The organism is Pseudomonas sp. Z2-11, from assembly GCF_054161305.1.
Genome location: NZ_CP096395.1, coordinates 5,626,454 through 5,642,927, shown reverse-complemented (window position 1 = coordinate 5,642,927; position 16,474 = coordinate 5,626,454). Strand labels below are relative to the sequence as shown.

14 protein-coding genes are annotated in these 16,474 nt (G+C 61.3%); 6 read left to right on the top strand and 8 right to left on the bottom strand.

Annotated features, from left to right (window positions below; all coding sequences use genetic code 11):
• The first annotated feature begins 51 nt into the window (after positions 1 to 51).
• Positions 52 to 348, top strand: coding sequence for a pyrroloquinoline quinone biosynthesis protein PqqE (locus M1E16_RS25155; RefSeq protein ID WP_458128641.1), 297 nt, complete (start codon positions 52 to 54; stop codon positions 346 to 348).
• A gap of 9 nt (positions 349 to 357) precedes the next feature.
• Here M1E16_RS25155 and M1E16_RS25150 read toward each other — a convergent pair whose 3' ends face one another.
• Positions 358 to 570, bottom strand: a complete 213-nt coding sequence (locus M1E16_RS25150) for a hypothetical protein (protein WP_458128640.1) — start codon at positions 568 to 570, stop codon at positions 358 to 360.
• 53 nt (positions 571 to 623) lie between these two features.
• Here M1E16_RS25150 and M1E16_RS25145 point away from each other — a divergent pair, with 53 nt between their 5' ends.
• The 5 genes from M1E16_RS25145 to M1E16_RS25125 all read left to right on the top strand — a co-directional run bounded on the left by M1E16_RS25145 (position 624) and on the right by M1E16_RS25125 (position 8,531).
• Positions 624 to 2,429 (top strand): phenylacyl-CoA dehydrogenase, encoded by a 1,806-nt coding sequence (locus tag M1E16_RS25145; protein ID WP_458128639.1) that lies wholly within the window; start codon positions 624 to 626, stop codon positions 2,427 to 2,429.
• 391 nt (positions 2,430 to 2,820) lie between these two features.
• Complete coding sequence (locus M1E16_RS25140; RefSeq protein ID WP_305498358.1) at positions 2,821 to 4,110, top strand: GGDEF domain-containing protein; 1,290 nt, start codon at positions 2,821 to 2,823, stop codon at positions 4,108 to 4,110.
• 91 nt (positions 4,111 to 4,201) lie between these two features.
• Complete coding sequence (locus M1E16_RS25135) at positions 4,202 to 5,998, top strand: acyl-CoA dehydrogenase C-terminal domain-containing protein (RefSeq protein ID WP_458128638.1); 1,797 nt, start codon at positions 4,202 to 4,204, stop codon at positions 5,996 to 5,998.
• A 255-nt stretch (positions 5,999 to 6,253) separates the two neighbouring features.
• On the top strand, positions 6,254 to 8,032 hold the full coding sequence (locus M1E16_RS25130; protein ID WP_458128637.1) for an acyl-CoA dehydrogenase C-terminal domain-containing protein: 1,779 nt from the start codon (positions 6,254 to 6,256) through the stop codon (positions 8,030 to 8,032).
• A 340-nt stretch (positions 8,033 to 8,372) separates the two neighbouring features.
• Positions 8,373 to 8,531, top strand: a complete 159-nt coding sequence (locus tag M1E16_RS25125; protein ID WP_038436734.1) for a YqaE/Pmp3 family membrane protein — start codon at positions 8,373 to 8,375, stop codon at positions 8,529 to 8,531.
• 132 nt (positions 8,532 to 8,663) lie between these two features.
• Here M1E16_RS25125 and M1E16_RS25120 read toward each other — a convergent pair whose 3' ends face one another.
• From M1E16_RS25120 to pqqF, 7 genes are all read right to left on the bottom strand, one after another.
• Positions 8,664 to 10,490: an alpha/beta hydrolase family protein gene (locus tag M1E16_RS25120; RefSeq protein WP_458128636.1), complete on the bottom strand. Its 1,827-nt coding sequence runs from the start codon at positions 10,488 to 10,490 to the stop codon at positions 8,664 to 8,666.
• On the bottom strand, positions 10,456 to 11,586 hold the full coding sequence (gene pqqE / locus M1E16_RS25115) for a pyrroloquinoline quinone biosynthesis protein PqqE (RefSeq protein ID WP_370871052.1): 1,131 nt from the start codon (positions 11,584 to 11,586) through the stop codon (positions 10,456 to 10,458). The genes M1E16_RS25120 and pqqE overlap by 35 nt, the downstream gene beginning before the upstream one ends.
• Positions 11,579 to 11,854 carry a pyrroloquinoline quinone biosynthesis peptide chaperone PqqD gene (gene pqqD / locus M1E16_RS25110; RefSeq protein ID WP_458128635.1) on the bottom strand — a complete coding sequence of 92 codons (276 nt, stop codon included), beginning with the start codon at positions 11,852 to 11,854 and terminating at the stop codon, positions 11,579 to 11,581. Before pqqD ends, pqqE begins: the two co-directional genes overlap by 8 nt.
• Entirely contained in the window at positions 11,851 to 12,603 is a 753-nt protein-coding gene (pqqC, locus tag M1E16_RS25105; protein ID WP_458128634.1) for a pyrroloquinoline-quinone synthase PqqC, read from the bottom strand. Before pqqC ends, pqqD begins: the two co-directional genes overlap by 4 nt.
• A 193-nt stretch (positions 12,604 to 12,796) precedes the next feature.
• On the bottom strand, positions 12,797 to 13,708 hold the full coding sequence (gene pqqB, locus M1E16_RS25100) for a pyrroloquinoline quinone biosynthesis protein PqqB (protein WP_434627667.1): 912 nt from the start codon (positions 13,706 to 13,708) through the stop codon (positions 12,797 to 12,799).
• A gap of 79 nt (positions 13,709 to 13,787) precedes the next feature.
• Positions 13,788 to 13,862, bottom strand: a complete 75-nt coding sequence (pqqA, locus tag M1E16_RS25095; protein ID WP_003177660.1) for a pyrroloquinoline quinone precursor peptide PqqA — start codon at positions 13,860 to 13,862, stop codon at positions 13,788 to 13,790.
• 157 nt (positions 13,863 to 14,019) lie between these two features.
• Positions 14,020 to 16,458 carry a pyrroloquinoline quinone biosynthesis protein PqqF gene (gene pqqF, locus M1E16_RS25090; RefSeq protein WP_458128633.1) on the bottom strand — a complete coding sequence of 813 codons (2,439 nt, stop codon included), beginning with the start codon at positions 16,456 to 16,458 and terminating at the stop codon, positions 14,020 to 14,022.
• Positions 16,459 to 16,474 lie beyond the last annotated feature (16 nt).

Genomic DNA, 16,474 nt, shown 5'->3' with positions numbered 1-16,474 from the left:
GAGCATCTGGTTCAATGCCCGTGTCGACCCTTCAAGAAGACCCTCCCTGCCATGGAAATCTCAGGAAACACCGCGTTCTATGCCGGTCTGAGCACGATTCAGACAGGGCAGCACCGCGTTGATCAGGCCTCCAGCCAGATTGCCAACAACACGATCGAGCGCTCGGTCACCAGCCAGTCCTCCGACGTTCAGGTGGATCGCCTGCGTTCGGTGGATCGCAGTCAGCAATCGGACCTGACCAGCAACATGGTCGAAATGGCCCAAGGCAAGTTCCAGGTGCAACTGGGGGTGAACGTTGCCAAGGCTTCCGACGAAATGCTCGGAACGTTGATCGATACGTTCGCCTGACTCTGCCGTTCAGATGTAGTGAAAACGCCGCGATTCATTCGCGGCGTTTTCGTCTCTAACTCCTTCTCCCTCAACTAATCTTTCTCTGCGCGCGCCGTGCCTCTGCATGGCGTTGGATTTTTCACGGCTGAATTCCTGCAGGACGATGACGAACGGCAAAAGATCGCCGCTTGACAAGGTTTGAGCGTAAACGTATGTTTCAAACAGCTGTTTGATCGCCATAACAAATCCACGCGGTCGTTCATTCCCGGTTACATCAGCAGAGGTTTATCGCTATGCCTGACTACAAGGCCCCCTTGCGTGATATTCGCTTCGTTCGTGACGAACTGCTCGGCTACGAAGCGCATTATCAGAGCCTTCCAGCGTGCCAGGAGGCAACTCCGGACATGGTTGACGCCATCCTCGAAGAAGGCGCCAAGTTCTGTGAGCAGGTGCTGGCGCCGCTGAACCGCGTGGGTGATCTCGAAGGTTGCACCTGGAGCGAGTCCGGCGTGAAGACCCCGACCGGCTTCAAGGAAGCCTACAAGCAATTTGTCGAAGGCGGCTGGCCGAGCCTGGCCCATGACGTGGCGCACGGTGGCCAGGGCCTGCCGGAATCCCTGGGCCTGGCAGTCAGCGAGATGGTCGGCGAAGCCAACTGGTCGTGGGGCATGTACCCGGGCCTGTCCCATGGCGCGATGAACACCATTTCCGAGCACGGTACCCCCGAGCAGCAAGAGGCGTACCTGACCAAGCTGGTATCCGGCGAATGGACCGGCACCATGTGCCTGACCGAACCGCACTGCGGCACCGACCTGGGCATGTTGCGCACCAAGGCCGAACCTCAGGCCGACGGCTCCTACAAAGTGACCGGCACCAAGATCTTCATCTCGGCCGGCGAACACGACATGGCCGGCAACATCGTCCACATCGTGCTGGCGCGCCTGCCGGACGCACCGGCTGGCACCAAAGGTATCTCGCTGTTCATCGTTCCGAAATTCCTGCCTGAGGCGGACGGCTCCATCGGCCAGCGCAACGCGGTCAGCTGTGGCTCCCTGGAACACAAGATGGGCATCCACGGCAACGCCACCTGCGTGATGAACTTCGACGCGGCCACCGGTTTCCTGATCGGCCCGGCGAACAAAGGCCTGAACTGCATGTTCACCTTCATGAACACCGCTCGCCTGGGTACCGCGCTGCAAGGCCTGGCCCACGCCGAAATCGGTTTCCAGGGTGGCCTGAAGTACGCTCGCGACCGCCTGCAGATGCGTTCCCTGACCGGCCCGAAAGCACCGGACAAGGCCGCCGACCCGATCATCGTGCACCCTGACGTGCGTCGCATGTTGCTGACCATGAAAGCCTTCGCCGAGGGCAACCGGGCGATGGTGTACTTCACCGCCAAGCAGGTCGACATCGTCAAATACGGCGTGGATGAAGAAGAGAAGAAGAAGGCTGACGCCCTGCTGGCGTTCATGACCCCGATCGCCAAGGCGTTCATGACCGAAGTCGGCTTCGAATCGGCCAACCACGGCGTGCAGATCTACGGCGGCCACGGCTTCATCGCCGAGTGGGGCATGGAGCAGAACGTGCGCGACAGCCGCATCTCGATGCTGTACGAAGGCACCACCGGCATCCAGGCGCTCGACCTGCTGGGCCGTAAAGTGCTGATGACCCAGGGCGAGGCGCTCAAGGGCTTCACCAAGATTGTCCACAAGTTCTGCCAGGGCAACGAAGGCAACGAAGCCGTCAAGGAATTCGTCGAGCCGTTGGCCGCACTGAACAAGGAATGGGGCGAACTGACCATGAAGGTCGGCATGGCCGCCATGAAGGATCGCGAAGAAGTCGGCGCGGCCTCGGTGGACTACCTGATGTACTCCGGTTACGCCTGCCTGGCTTACTTCTGGGCCGACATGGCGCGCCTGGCGGCGGAAAAACTCGCCGCCGGCACCAGCGAAGAAGCGTTCTACACCGCCAAGCTGCAGACCGCGCGCTTCTACTTCCAGCGCATCCTGCCGCGCACCCGCACCCACGTGGCGACCATGTTGTCGGGCGCCAACAACCTGATGGACATGAAAGAAGAAGACTTCGCGCTGGGCTACTAAGCCTTAAGCATTTCTTCAAAAAGCCGCTGCTTCTTCGGGAGCAGCGGCTTTTTCATGTTTGTTATAACCCCAGTCAGGCCATCGACAAACCCGTGGCGAGGGAGCTTGCTCCCGCTGGGCTGCGAAGCGGCCCAAAACCTGCCAATACGCAGCATCAGACACACCGCGCCCGCCGGCTTACGACTGCTTCGCAGCCGAGCGGGAGCAAGCTCCCTCGCCACAGGGGAACCATGGCGATCCTGAAACAATATTCATCCAACCGGACCCTAAGAAAACTTCCTGCCCTGCCGTTACAGCGATGGCAGTGTGACATCTGTCACCTCTCGCGTGCCTTACTGCTCCAGTTGCAGGCACAATGCCATCTTTGATCAGCCGGGTCGGAGCTTTACCCTTGCCGCGTCTTTCCGTAATGCGCTTCAGCCATTTCCTACCGTCGACAGTGCTTTTACTGGCGGGGCTCGCGGCTGCCTACGTCAAGGACCTGAACGTCTTCTTCACCTCATTGTTCAACGTGCTTCCTACGCTGGTGTTGTTGTTGGGCGGGGCGTACTGCTCCGTTTACCGACGTCAGCGCGAACTGTTTCTGATGGTCACGGTGTACATCGCTTATTTTTTGCTGGATACCCAGACCGACTTCTATCGCGATAACGGCAAGGTGCGCGAAGACGCGGCGGTGGTGTTCCATCTGGTCTGCCTGCTGCTGCCGCTGTTGTTCGGGCTGTTCGCGGCGTGGCAGGAGCGTACGCATCTGTTCCAGGACATGGTGGCGCGTTTCGCGGTGCTGCTGGCCTTTGGTGGCGTGGCCCTGGCCCTGGAGCAAAGCTTTCCCCAGGCCCTGCTGCTGTGGCTTTCGGAAATACGCTGGCCGGCGCTGCATGGCGCCTGGATGAGCCTGATCCAATTGTCATACCCGGTGTTTGCCGCTGCGTTCGTGCTGCTGGCCTGGCAATACTGGCGTAACCCACGACCCTTGCATGCGGCGCAGCTGGTGGGGTTGGTTGGGCTGTTCTGGATGCTGCCGAAGACGTTCATCTTGCCGTTCACCCTGAACATCATGTGCAGCCAGGTGATGCTGATGATCGCCGCCGCGGTTGCTCACGAGGCCTACCAGATGGCCTTCCGCGATGAGCTCACCGGCCTGCCGGGGCGCCGGGCGCTGAATGAACGCATGCAGCGCCTGGGTCGAAACTACGTGCTGGCGATGAGCGACGTGGATCACTTCAAGAAATTCAACGACACCCACGGTCACGATGTTGGCGATCAGGTGCTGCGCCTGGTGGCCAGCAAGCTGTCGAAAATCGGTGGCGGCGGCAGGGCTTATCGTTACGGCGGCGAGGAGTTTGCGCTGGTGTTTGCCGGCAAGACCATTGATGAATGCATGCCTCATCTGGAAGTCATCCGCCAGTCCATCGAGACGTACGCCATTCAACTGCGTAATCCCGACAATCGCCCCCAGGACGATCAGCAAGGTCGCCAGCGTCGCTCCGGCAGCGGCGCCACCAGCGTATCGGTGACCGTCAGCATCGGCGTGGCCGAACGCGTGGACCAGCGCACGCCCGAGGAAGTGCTCAAGTCCGCCGACCAGGCGCTCTACAACGCCAAGGGGGCGGGGCGCAATTGTGTAATTGCCTTCGGCCAGAATCGTCGCGGCGCAGTGCGCATGGAGGCCGCCGCGGGTTGAGTGATGACGGCGCATTCAGCGTCTGGAGATTGATTGTGGGCCTTGGCGGCCGGCAGTAGGTTGGGATGATCTGCTACCGGAGAAAACCACCATGCCCGAGTACAAAGCCCCGCTGCGCGACATGCGTTTCCTGATCGACAACGTCTTTGATTTCCATGGCCGCTATGCCGAGTTGGGGGCCAGCGACGCCAGTCCGGACATGGTCAGCGCCATCCTCGAAGAAGGTGCCCGATTCTGTGAGAACGTGCTGGCTCCGCTCAATCGTCCGGGTGACGAAGAAGGCTGCCATTTCGATAACGGCGTGGTCACTACACCTACAGGCTTCAAGCAAGCTTTCGCACAGTATGTAGAGGGCGGCTGGCACGGCCTGGCAGCGGATCCGGCTTACGGCGGCCAAGGCCTGCCCAGCTCGCTGGGGCTGGTGATCAGCGAGATGATCGGGTCGAGCAACACCTCCTGGGGCATGTACCCCGGCCTGACCCACGGCGCCATGTCGGCCATCCACGCTCACGGCACCGAACAGCAGAAACAGACCTACCTCAACAAGCTCACCGCCGGCCAGTGGACCGGCACCATGTGCCTGACCGAAGCCCACTGCGGCACGGACCTGGGCATCATCAAGACCCGCGCCGTGCCTCAGGCGGATGGAAGTTACGCGGTGACCGGCAGCAAGATCTTCATCAGCGCCGGCGAGCACGACATGAGCGACAACATCATTCACCTGGTGCTCGCCAAATTGCCGGATGCTCCCGCCGGGACCAAAGGCATCTCGTTGTTCATCGTGCCCAAGTTCCTGCCCGATGCAGCGGGCGAGGCCGGTGAGCGCAATGGTGTTTCCTGCGGTTCGATCGAGCACAAGATGGGCATCAAGGCGTCGGCCACGTGCGTGCTGAACTTCGATGGGGCCAAGGGTTTCCTGATCGGCGAACCGAACAAGGGCCTCAACTGCATGTTCACCATGATGAACCATGCCCGCCTCGGCACCGGCATGCAGGGCCTCTGCCTCGGCGAAGCGAGCTTCCAGGGTGCGATCAAATACGCCAACGATCGCCTGCAGATGCGCTCTTTGACCGGCCCCAAGGCGCCAGAAAAAGTCGCCGACCCGATCATCGTCCATCCCGACGTACGTCGGATGCTGCTGACCATGAAAGCCTTCAACGAAGGCAACCGGGCGCTGACCTATTTCACCGCGCAACTGCTCGATACCGCGCATTTGAGCCGCGACGAAAGCGCCCGCCAGGAGGCGGAAGACCTGCTGGCCTTCCTCACCCCGATCTGCAAGGCCTTCATGACCGACACGGGTTTGGAAGTTACCAACCACGGCATGCAGGTCTTTGGCGGTCATGGCTTCATTCGTGAGTGGGGGATGGAGCAGCTGGTGCGTGATTGCCGGATCGCGCCGATCTATGAAGGCACCAACGGCATCCAGGCCCTGGACCTGCTGGGGCGCAAAGTGCTGGGTAGCCAGGGCAAGTTGTTGCGCGGTTTCACCAGGATCGTTCACAAATTCTGCGCTGCCAATGCCGGGCATCCGCAGCTTCAGGCTTTCATTGCGCAACTGGACGGGCTCAACCAGCAATGGGGCGAACTGACGACGCAGGTCGGCATGGCCGCCATGAAAAATCCGGATGAGGTGGGCGCCGCTTCGGTGGATTACCTGATGTACAGCGGCTATATCATTCTGGCCTACCTGTGGTTGCGCATGGCGTTGGTGGCCCAGGCGCAACTCGACAGCGGCACTGGAGAAAGCGATTTCTGCCGGGCCAAGCTGGCGACGTGCGAGTTTTACTTCAAGCGCCTGCTGCCGCGTACGGCCGCCCATCGGGCTGCAATAGAGGCAGGGAGCGATTGCCTGATGAGGTTGCCGGCGGAGTTGTTTGCGCTTTGACAGGCTGAAACATTTTCTCAGTGGCGAGGGAGCTCGCTCCCGCTGGGGTGCGCAGCAGCCCTTCTAGTGAGCGCTGCGCACTCAAGCGGGAGCAAGCTCCCTCGCCACGGAAAAACAGAGCTTCGGGGTTGACTAAAAATAACAAGACAGTCACAGGTTGACCCTATGTGTCTCAAAAGTTGTTGAGGTACACTCTGGGCCATTGCGAGAACCGCTTTCCTACGAACCAATTGTTTAGATCCTGCGAGGTTTGCCATGGCTGACTACAAAGCGCCCCTGCGCGATATGCGCTTCGTCCTCAATGAAGTGTTCGAGGTCGCGAAACTCTGGGCTCAACTGCCGGCGTTGGCCGAAACCGTAGACGCTGAAACCGTCGAAGCGATCCTCGAAGAGGCGGGCAAAGTCACCGGTAAAAGCATCGCGCCCCTCAGCCGTGCAGCTGACGAAGAGGGCTGCCACTGGGCTGACGGCGCCGTGACCACACCGGCGGGTTTCCCTGAGGCCTACAGCACCTTCGCTGAAGGCGGTTGGGTCGGCGTCGGCGGTGATCCAACGTACGGTGGCATGGGCATGCCCAAGGCGGTTTCGGCCCAGGTCGAGGAAATGGTCAACTCCGCCAGCCTGTCCTTCGGTCTGTACCCGATGCTTACTGCAGGAGCCTGCCTGTCGATCAACGCCCACGCCAGTGAGGAATTGAAAGCCGCGTACCTGCCAAACATGTACGCCGGCGTCTGGGCCGGCTCCATGTGCCTGACCGAACCCCACGCCGGCACCGACCTGGGGATTATCCGGACCAAGGCTGAGCCCCAGGCTGACGGCACCTACAAAGTCAGCGGCACGAAGATTTTCATTACCGGTGGCGAACACGACCTCACCGAAAATATCATTCACCTGGTGCTGGCGAAGCTCCCCGACGCACCGGCGGGCCCGAAAGGCATTTCGCTGTTCCTGGTGCCGAAATTCATGGTCAACGCCGACGGCAGCCTGGGTGCACGCAACGCGGCCAACTGCGGTTCGATTGAGCACAAGATGGGCATCCAGGCGTCCGCCACCTGCGTGATGAACTTCGACGAAGCAGTGGGTTACCTGGTCGGCGAGCCGAACAAAGGCCTGGCGGCGATGTTCACCATGATGAATTACGAACGCCTGGGCGTGGGGATCCAGGGCCTGGCCTCCGGCGAGCGTTCGTACCAGAACGCTGTCGAGTACGCCCGTGATCGCCTGCAAAGCCGTTCGCCAAGCGGCGCGCAGAACAAGGACAAGATCGCCGACCCGATCATCGTCCACCCGGATGTGCGCCGGATGTTGCTGACCATGAAAGCGTCGAACGAAGGTGGCCGGGCATTCTCCACCTACGTGGCGATGCAACTGGACACCGCCAAGTTCAGCGAAGACCCGACGACTCGCAAGCGCGCCGAAGATCTGGTGGCCTTGCTGACGCCGGTTGCCAAGGCATTCCTGACCGACCTGGGCCTGGAAACCACCATTCACGGCCAGCAGATTTTCGGCGGCCACGGCTACATTCGAGAATGGGGTCAGGAGCAGTTGGTGCGCGACGTGCGCATCACCCAGATCTACGAAGGCACCAACGGCATCCAGGCACTGGACCTGGTGGGGCGCAAGATCGTCGGCAACGGCGGGGCGTTCTACAAACTGTTCGCCGACGAGATTCGTCATTTCACCGCTACCGCTGGCAGCGATCTGACGGAGTTCACCCAGCCGTTGAACGATGCGGTCGGCACGCTGGACGAGCTGACCGATTGGCTGCTGGACCGGGCGAAAAACAATCCCCATGAAATCGGTGCGGCTTCGGTGGAGTACCTGCAGGCGTTCGGCTACACCGCGTATGCCTACATGTGGGCGCTCATGGCCCGGGCGGCCCTGGGCAAGGAAAAGCAGGACGATTTCTACGCGAGCAAACTGGGCACGGCACGTTTCTATTTCGCCCGCCTGTTGCCACGAATCCATTCCTTGAGCGCTTCGGTAAGGGCGGGTAGCGAGTCGCTGTTCCTGCTGGAACCCGGTCAGTTCTAAAAGAAGACGTTATGTAGGAAAAAGCTTACATGACGTGCTGGCGATTTCCCTCTATCGGCCGATTGGATCCACGGCTAATCTAGCTTCCATGGACGTAGCGCAGGACGCGCAAAGTTACAACACGGACACGTAGGATTCTGCCAGGAAGGCGGAGTGAAATGGATGTCAGGGAAACAGTCTGCAAAGCCCCGCTTCGGCGGGGTTTTCTTTTGCCCGCGTTTTTTTGCCTGCGTATCTTCTCCCTGCGGCCCGCCTCTTTGGACGCGCACTGAACCCTGACGAGCGGTCAGCTGTCCATGAGCTATATGGCAATGTGGCCATCGACCATCAGGAGCTGTCCATGGATATCATTCGAATCATCATCGCCATTCTGTTGCCACCGCTGGGTGTGTTCCTGCAAGTCGGGTTCGGCGGGGCTTTCTGGTTGAACATTCTGCTGACGCTGTTGGGTTATATCCCCGGCATCGTGCATGCGGTGTACATCATCGCCAAGCGTTGAAGTTAATGTAATGACTACGACCTCTGTGGCGAGGGAGCTTGCTCCCGCTCGATTGTGCAGCAATCGCAAAAGCCTGGGGCCGCTCCGCGACCCAGCGGGAGCAAGCTCCCTCGCCACAAGTACTTGCCGCTTCTAGAGGCGAGCATCCATCACCCTGCGATAGAACAACCACTCATGCTCCAGCGCATGTGCCTGGTTCGCGGCCTTGCGAAAGCCATGGCGCTCATCCGGGTAGTAATGAGCCTCGACCGCAACACCGTTGTCCTCCAGCGCCTTGACCATGTCGCGGGTCTGCTGCGGCACGACCACAGCGTCCAGCTCGCCTTGGAAAAAAATCACCGGCGCGCGAATCCTCTCGGCGTGCAGTAACGGCGTGCGGGCCCGGTAGCGTTCGGCGTCCAGTTGCGGGTCGCCGATCAGCCAGTCCAGATAGTCACCTTCGAATTTGTGCGTAGCGCGGGCCAGGGCAACGGGATCGCTGACGCCGTAGAGGCTGGCGCCAGCGCGGAACACGTCCCGGAACGCCAGGGCGCAGAGGCTGGTATAGCCACCTGCGCTGCCGCCACGGATGAAGGCGCAGCGGCCATCGACCAAGCCTTGCTCATCCAGATAAGCAACCACGGCGCAGGCATCCTCGACATCCACCACGCCCCAACTCAAATGCAGCGCTTGCCGATAGGCGCGGCCATAACCGCTGCTGCCACGGTAGTTGAGGTCGGCGACGGCGAAGCCGCGCTGGGTCCAATACTGGATGCGCGGGTCGAACATCGGGTAGCAAGCCGAAGTGGGCCCGCCGTGGACGAACACCACCAGCGGCGGTTTCGCGTTGGCGTCCATGGCTGGGTAAAAGAAACCGTGGGCCTCGCTTGAAGCGCTGGGATAACGCAGCGTCCTGGGGCGGCTGATTTGCTCGGGAGGCAACGGCGCGATGCCTCCGGCCAGCACCAGCGCTTCATGACTGCGCCGCTCGATCGCAATGACCGCCGAGGGGCTGGCTGGCGAGGCGGCAATGGCATAGACGAATTGCTCATCCAGCGCGAGGCTGCGGAAGCGGCTGTAAGTGCCGGTGAAATCTTCCGGCACGCCGCCGCAGCGCAGCCCCAACCGCCCGAAGCCGGCCTCGGTCCAGCTTGCCAGGTAAGTGCTTTCATCCACCGGCAACCATGTACACCCGCCCAGTTGCCAAGGCGCCGGGGCGTGATCGGCTTCGGCGGCGTCCATTGGCTTCAGGACGCCGGCGCGTTCACTCCAGGGCTGCCAGTAACCGTCTCTGTCGGTCAGGCAATAAAGGCGACTGCAAGCATCGAAGCGAGGTTGCTGGATGGATTCTTCGCCATCATCGCCCGCCACGCAGCGTGGCGCTGCCCAGGTTGAATCGTTGCGTTCGGCGAGCATCAGCCGCGTCGCTGTCCATGGCTGGTGGGGGCGACTCCATTCAATCCAGGCGAGACGTTTTCCGTCGGGGCTCAAGATCGGCGCGGCATAGAAGTCCGCGCCTTCGGCCAATACGCGCCGCTGGTGATCCGCCAGTCCGATCGATACCAATCGATGCTGGTCGGCCTGTTCCTCCACGGCCAGCACGTGCCCTGTGGCGAAGTGCAGATCGCCGTATCGACAATCGCCCGCGGTCAGCGCTACCGGACACTGGTCGCCCAGCGATTGGTGATACAACTGTTGGTCGCTTTCGTTGACGAACAGCACGCCGTCGTCGCTCAGACAGAACGACCCGCCGCCGTATTCGTACACCCGGCTGCGCACACTGAAACCGTCCGGGGTCAGGCAACGCGCCTTGCCGTCTCGCCAATGCCAGATCCGGCAAGCGCCATCTTCGGGGCGGTATTCGTTCCAGAAAAGACCCTGGGGGCCGAGTTGCAGTTCGGCAAAGTCGACGCCTGCCGCGACGGCCTGGGCGGCGCTGAAAGGTTCAGCCTTTAACGATGAGGCGCGAGTTTCGTTCATTGCGAAAGGCCAGTTGTTCAATGGTTTGCGTGGCATGCTCGGCGTCTTCGCGAGCCTGGAGAATCATCCCGTGGTGCGCGGATTTGCTGCACACCGGATCGGCATTGCTGGCGTCACCGGTGAGCATGAACGCCTGGCAACGACAGCCGCCAAAGTCCTTTTCTTTTTCATCGCACGAGCGGCAGGGCTCGGGCATCCAGTCATAACCCCGGAAACGGTTGAAGCCGAACGAGTCGTACCAGATGTGTTGCATGCTGTGGTCACGCACATTCGGGAATTGCACCGGCATCTGCCGGGCGCCATGGCAAGGCAATGCCGTGCCATCCGGGGTAACGGTCAGGAAGATGCTGCCCCAGCCGTTCATGCAGGCCTTGGGACGCTCTTCGTAGTAATCCGGGGTCACGAAGATCAACTTGCACGGGTTACCTTCGGCCTCGAGCCTGGCCCGGTATTCATTGGTGATGCGCTCGGCACGCACCAGTTGTTCCCGCGTGGGCAGCAGGCCGACGCGGTTGAGGTGTGCCCAGCCATAGAACTGACAGGTGGCGAGTTCGACAAAGTCGGCTTCCAGGGCGATGCACAGCTCGATGATGCGGTCGATCTTGTCGATGTTGTGCCGATGGGTGACGAAGTTCAGCACCATCGGATAACCATGGGCTTTCACCGCTCGGGCCATCTCCAGTTTTTGCGCGAAAGCTTTTTTCGAACCGGCCAGCAGATTGTTCACCTGCTCGTCGCTGGCCTGAAAACTGATCTGGATATGGTCGAGGCCGGCCTTCTTGAAATCGCTGATTTTCTGTTCGGTCAAGCCGATGCCGGAGGTGATCAGATTGGTGTAGAAGCCTAGCTTGCGCGCCTCGCCGATCAGCTCGGCGAGGTCCTGGCGCACCAACGGCTCTCCACCGGAAAAGCCCAGTTGCGCGGCGCCCATTTCCCGGGCCTCGCGAAAGACCTTGAACCACTGCTCGGTGCTCAGCTCCTTGCCTTGCTCGGCAAAGTCCAGCGGGTTGGAGCAGTACGGGCATTGCAACGGGCAGCGATAGGTCAGCTCGGCCAGCAGCCACAACGGCAAGCCGACGGCGGGCTTCTCAGGCAAGGGTGATCCAGTGCTGTGCACGGGCGACCTCCATGAATTGCTCGATGTCGTCACCGAGTTCCGGCACGTCCGGGAATTGCTTCTCCAGCTCGCCGATAATCGCCGCGACATTCCGTTCACCATCGATCAGGCCGCCGATCAGCGAAGCGCTGTCGTTGAGCTTGATCATGCCTTCAGGATAAAGCAGCACATGGCCTTTCTGGGCCGGTTCGTATTGGAAGCGATAGCCGGGACGCCACTGAGGGGTTTTGCTGCGGTCGAAGCTCATAAGGTAATCCCTTTATGCCACACCCGTTGATCGGTCACGCTGTGATAGGGCGGGCGTTTTAATTCGTAAGCCATGCTCATGGCGTCGAGCATGCTCCAGAGAATGTCCAATTTGAACTGGAGAATTTCCAGCATGCGCTCCTGGCCTGCCCGGGTGGTGTAGTGCTGCAGGGTGATCGCGAGACCATGCTCCACATCACGCCGAGCCTGGCCCAGGCGGGTGCGGAAATATTCATAGCCGGCCGGGTCGATCCAGGGGTAGTGCTGCGGCCAGCTGTCCAGGCGCGATTGGTGGATCTGCGGGGCGAACAGTTCGGTCAATGAGCTGCTGGCGGCTTCCTGCCAGGAGGCCCGGCGGGCGAAGTTGACGTAGGCATCCACGGCGAAGCGTACGCCGGGTAGCACCAACTCTTGGGAGCGCAGCTGATCGGGGTCCAGGCCCACTGCCTGGCCCAGTCGCAGCCAGGCTTCGATGCCGCCGTCTTCGCCGGGGGCGCCGTCATGGTCGAGCAGGCGCTGGATCCACTCGCGACGGATTTCCCGGTCCGGGCAGTTGGCCAGGATCGCGGCGTCCTTGAGCGGAATATTCACTTGGTAGTAGAAGCGGTTCGCGACCCAGCCCTGGATCTGCTCGCGCGTGGCACGGCCTTCATACATCGCCACGTGATAGGGATGATAAATGTGGTAGTACGCGCCTTTGGCACGCAGGGCCGCCTCGAACTCGGCGATGGACAGGGGGGTGTCAGTCATTTCGGTTCTCCTTGGATAACCGCTGGCGGATGGGTTGCCTGGGCGGCCTCTTCGCGAGCAGGCTCGCTCCCACATTGGGTGGTGCTAAAGCAGATATCCGGTACGACTCGGGACTACTGTGGGAGCGAGCCTGCTCGCGAAGAGGCCAGATATGGCACACCGCAAAGCTGCTCACACATTCGTCTGCCCATTCCTACAACTCAATACTCATCCCGTCATAGGCCACTTCAATCCTGCGTCGCACCAGCTCGGCCCGCTCGGGCGAATCTTCGTCCAGTATCGGGTTGGTGTTGTTGATATGGATGAGCACCTTGCGCTGCTCGGGCAATTGCTCCAGCACCTCCAGCATCCCTCCGGGACCGTTCTGCGCCAAATGACCCATCTCCCGACCGGTGCGAGTGCCGACGCCACGGCGTTGCATTTCGTCGTCGTCCCACATCGTGCCGTCCACCAGCAGGCAGTCGCTGTCGGCCATGATCTGCAGCAACGGTTCGTCGACCTTGCCCAGGCCCGGCGCATAAAACAGTTTGCCGCCGCTGCGCAGGTCTTCAACGATCAGCCCGATGTTGTCACCCGGATGCGGATCGAAGCGGTGCGGTGAATAGGGCGGCGCGGCGCTGCGCAGCGGCAGCGGGGTGAAGCGCAGGTTCGGGCAGGCCGGGACGGTGAAGCTCTGGTCCAGCTCGATGCGGTTCCAGCTCAGGCCGCCGTTCCAGTGGGTCAGCATGTTGAACAGCGGGAAACCGGTGCTCAGGTCTTCATGGACCATGTCGGTGCACCAGACCTGATGCGGGCAGCCTTCGCGCAGGCTGAGCAGGCCGGTGGTGTGATCGATCTGGCTGTCCATCAGGATGATCGCGCCGATGCCGGTGTCCCGTAGCGCCCGGCCAGGCTGCATCGGGGCGAAACCCTGGAGTTGCGCGCGGATGTCCGGCGAGGCGTTGCACAGGACCCAGCTCACGCCATCATCGGAAATTGCAATGGACGACTGGGTGCGCGCCTGCGCTCGGAGGCTGCCGTCGCGAAAACCTGCGCAATTGGCGCAGTTGCAGTTCCACTGGGGAAAGCCCCCGCCGGCGGCGGAACCTAGAATCTGGACGAACATGCTCGCTCCATCTGCAAACCGAAATAAAAACGCCCCGGATGACCGAGGCGTTGTGTCGCGTACTAACTGCCTGCAATCATCAACGGCTGGCGAAGTACATGGTGACTTCGAAGCCGATACGCAGGTCGATATATGCGGGTTTGGACCAGGACATGGGAATACTCCTTTGGTTGGGGTGGATCGGTTTAAAGCTATACATATAGTCCACCTCCGTTCGGAGATGTTCAGATGCTCAGGTGACTATGTTACTAAATCTGACAATTTGGTTCGCTGCGATTCTCTGAGAAAGCTCATTGCAGCGCCTGTAATGATCATTCGGTCGCTCGCCAAGGGGCGCCCGGGCTCGGCGCGTTGCTGAGGCAGTAACGTCCTCCCTGCGCATCGATCAAGCGGCGGGCGGCATCCACCAGGTCTATGCGCTGCATGCCCAGGATGGCGTCGGCCAGTCGCTCGGGGAAGTCCGCCGGGTGGCCGGCCAGTTTTCCTTGCCAGAGTAGCTCGGCCGCCTGGGCGCAGGGCAACGCTGCAATCCGGATCTGGCGGGCCAGGGCTTGTTGTTGGCTGGCCAGGGTTGCATCGTCGGTTTTCTCGACCATTGCAGGGAGCTCGTTCAGAAACTGCTCCATATGGCTGACCAACTGTGCGGCTGACGTCTTGGGCGATTGCGCACCCAGCAACAAGCCGGTCCACCCATCGATTTGCTTCAAGCCACTGAACACCGCATAACCTAACTGCAGCTCGACCCTCAAGCGCTGGTAATACGGGGTCTGGCACAAATGAGCCAGCAATCGCCAGGCAGCTTCGTCGGGCAAGTCCAACGTGGGCGAGGGGCAAAACAGCAACACGGCCTGTTCGTCGCCATGGGTCTCGAGGGTATGCCAGATCCGCCCTGGTGAAGGCGTCACTGCTGGCGCCGTCGCCTCACGGGCCACGCCAGGAATTCGGGCCAACAATGGGCCCACAGCCGCTTGGGAAGCAGCCGACAGACCGATGGCCAGGCCGTCCCAGCGGGCGCTTGCCCAGACGTCTTGTTCACTGCCGGGCGGTGGCAGCTCTGCATGCTGCAGGTTCTGCTGATAGTGATCCGGCAATTCCCGCAGCAAATGTCGAATCGGCATCAGGGGCGTTTCGTTCCTGGCCTGAACGGGTGGCAGCGGCTCCTCCAGCTTCGTCAGCAGGTGCTCAAGCACCAACGGCATCGGTGCTTGCAAACCGACCAGCTTCAGCAGCCATCGATCACTACAGGTTTCGAAAGTGATGTCCACGCCTGCCTGCCGGGCGTCCTCGCACACATCCGCCAGGTGCCGATCGAGTCTGGGTTGAAAATCGAGCGGTACCCGGGTCTCCAGTTGCCAGCGCACATACACCGCACTTTCCCGGGAGTCCGGCAATGCCTGGCTGAACTGCATGGGCGAGCGTTCCCGCCGGCCCCGGCTGCGGTCTTGTGCGAAGGTACGCAGACCACGGTGGGCGCTGGTCTGGCCGCGTATCAAACCGGCGCGGGGCGGCTCGCTTGGCGCTTGCAGGAACGGGTTGGGCGAGGGCAGTTGCCATTGTTCGGTGACCGGATTCGCAGGGTGCAGTTGTTTGAGGATTTCTCGAATCCGCATCAAGTCGTTTTCCGCTAGAGCCCCGGCACATCCTTCGCCTTCCCAACGCGCCAGTTGCAGGGCGGTTGCCGTTTCCTGACGGCGCTGCAGCAGGGCGTTGAATTCCTGGCGCAAGGGGGCCCAGTCGTCATGGGCGGCAAAGAACCCCAGCCAGTCGCGCAGCAACGGCTCGATAGCCGACGGTACCTGGCCGCTGTCGAGCTTGAGCTCGATGTGCAGCAGTGCCTGACCGGCAAATTCATACAGCGGCGAAGCCTTGAGGCTGTCGGCGAGACCGCGTTGGCGCAACGTCGCAAGCAAGCCGCCCGGTTTGCTGGAGTTCAGCCAGTGACACAGGAAGGCCAATGCTTGAGGCGAGGCGCCAGGCAAGTGTTCGAGGGCGAAGAGCAAGTCGAGGCAGCCTTCCCGGACCTGTTGATAAGCGATGCCTGGGGACCTCATTAGCCTCGGCGGCGATTGTCTGGTCGCCGCTTTTCCGATGGGCATGCTTGTAGCGAATTGATCGGCCAGCGCCTTCATTGTTTCGAGGCTTTGCGGGCCGGCGAGGCTCAAGGTCATCTGACCGCTCTGGTAGAAACGCTGATGGAAACCGCGCAGCGCCGTTTGAAATTCAGGCTGTGATACGCCGAGGCTGTCGCGATTGCCGGCGTGAAAACCTCGCAGCGGATGAGCCGCCGACAATCCGTCATACAGGGCAACCTGGCGCTGGGCGACGGCGTCCCGGGACCAGGCGATGAATTCGGCGTGCAGCACTTCCCGCTCGCGTAACTGGTCGGCTTCATCCAATCGGGGATGAGCGAGCATGTCTGCCAGGCGCTCCAACCCGTCGGCCAGGGCGGCAGGCGGCAGCTCGATGAAAAAATCCGTGGTGCGCTCGCTGGTACGCGCGTTGACTTGCCCACCGTGGTCCCGCACGTAAGCCATCAGGTTCTGCCCCGTTGGAAAGCGTTCTGTCCCGAGAAAAAAAAGATGTTCGAGAAAGTGCGCGAGGCCCGGCCAGGCCTCGGGCGCATCATGGCTGCCGGCCGCCACGCGCAATACCGCAGCGCTGCGCTTGAGGTCGGGTGCATGGCGCAACGTCACTTGCAGGCCGTTGGCCAGGGTTTCGGTATGGGGGCGGAGGGAATCGGGGGCCGGCATGAGCGCTTCCAGGACA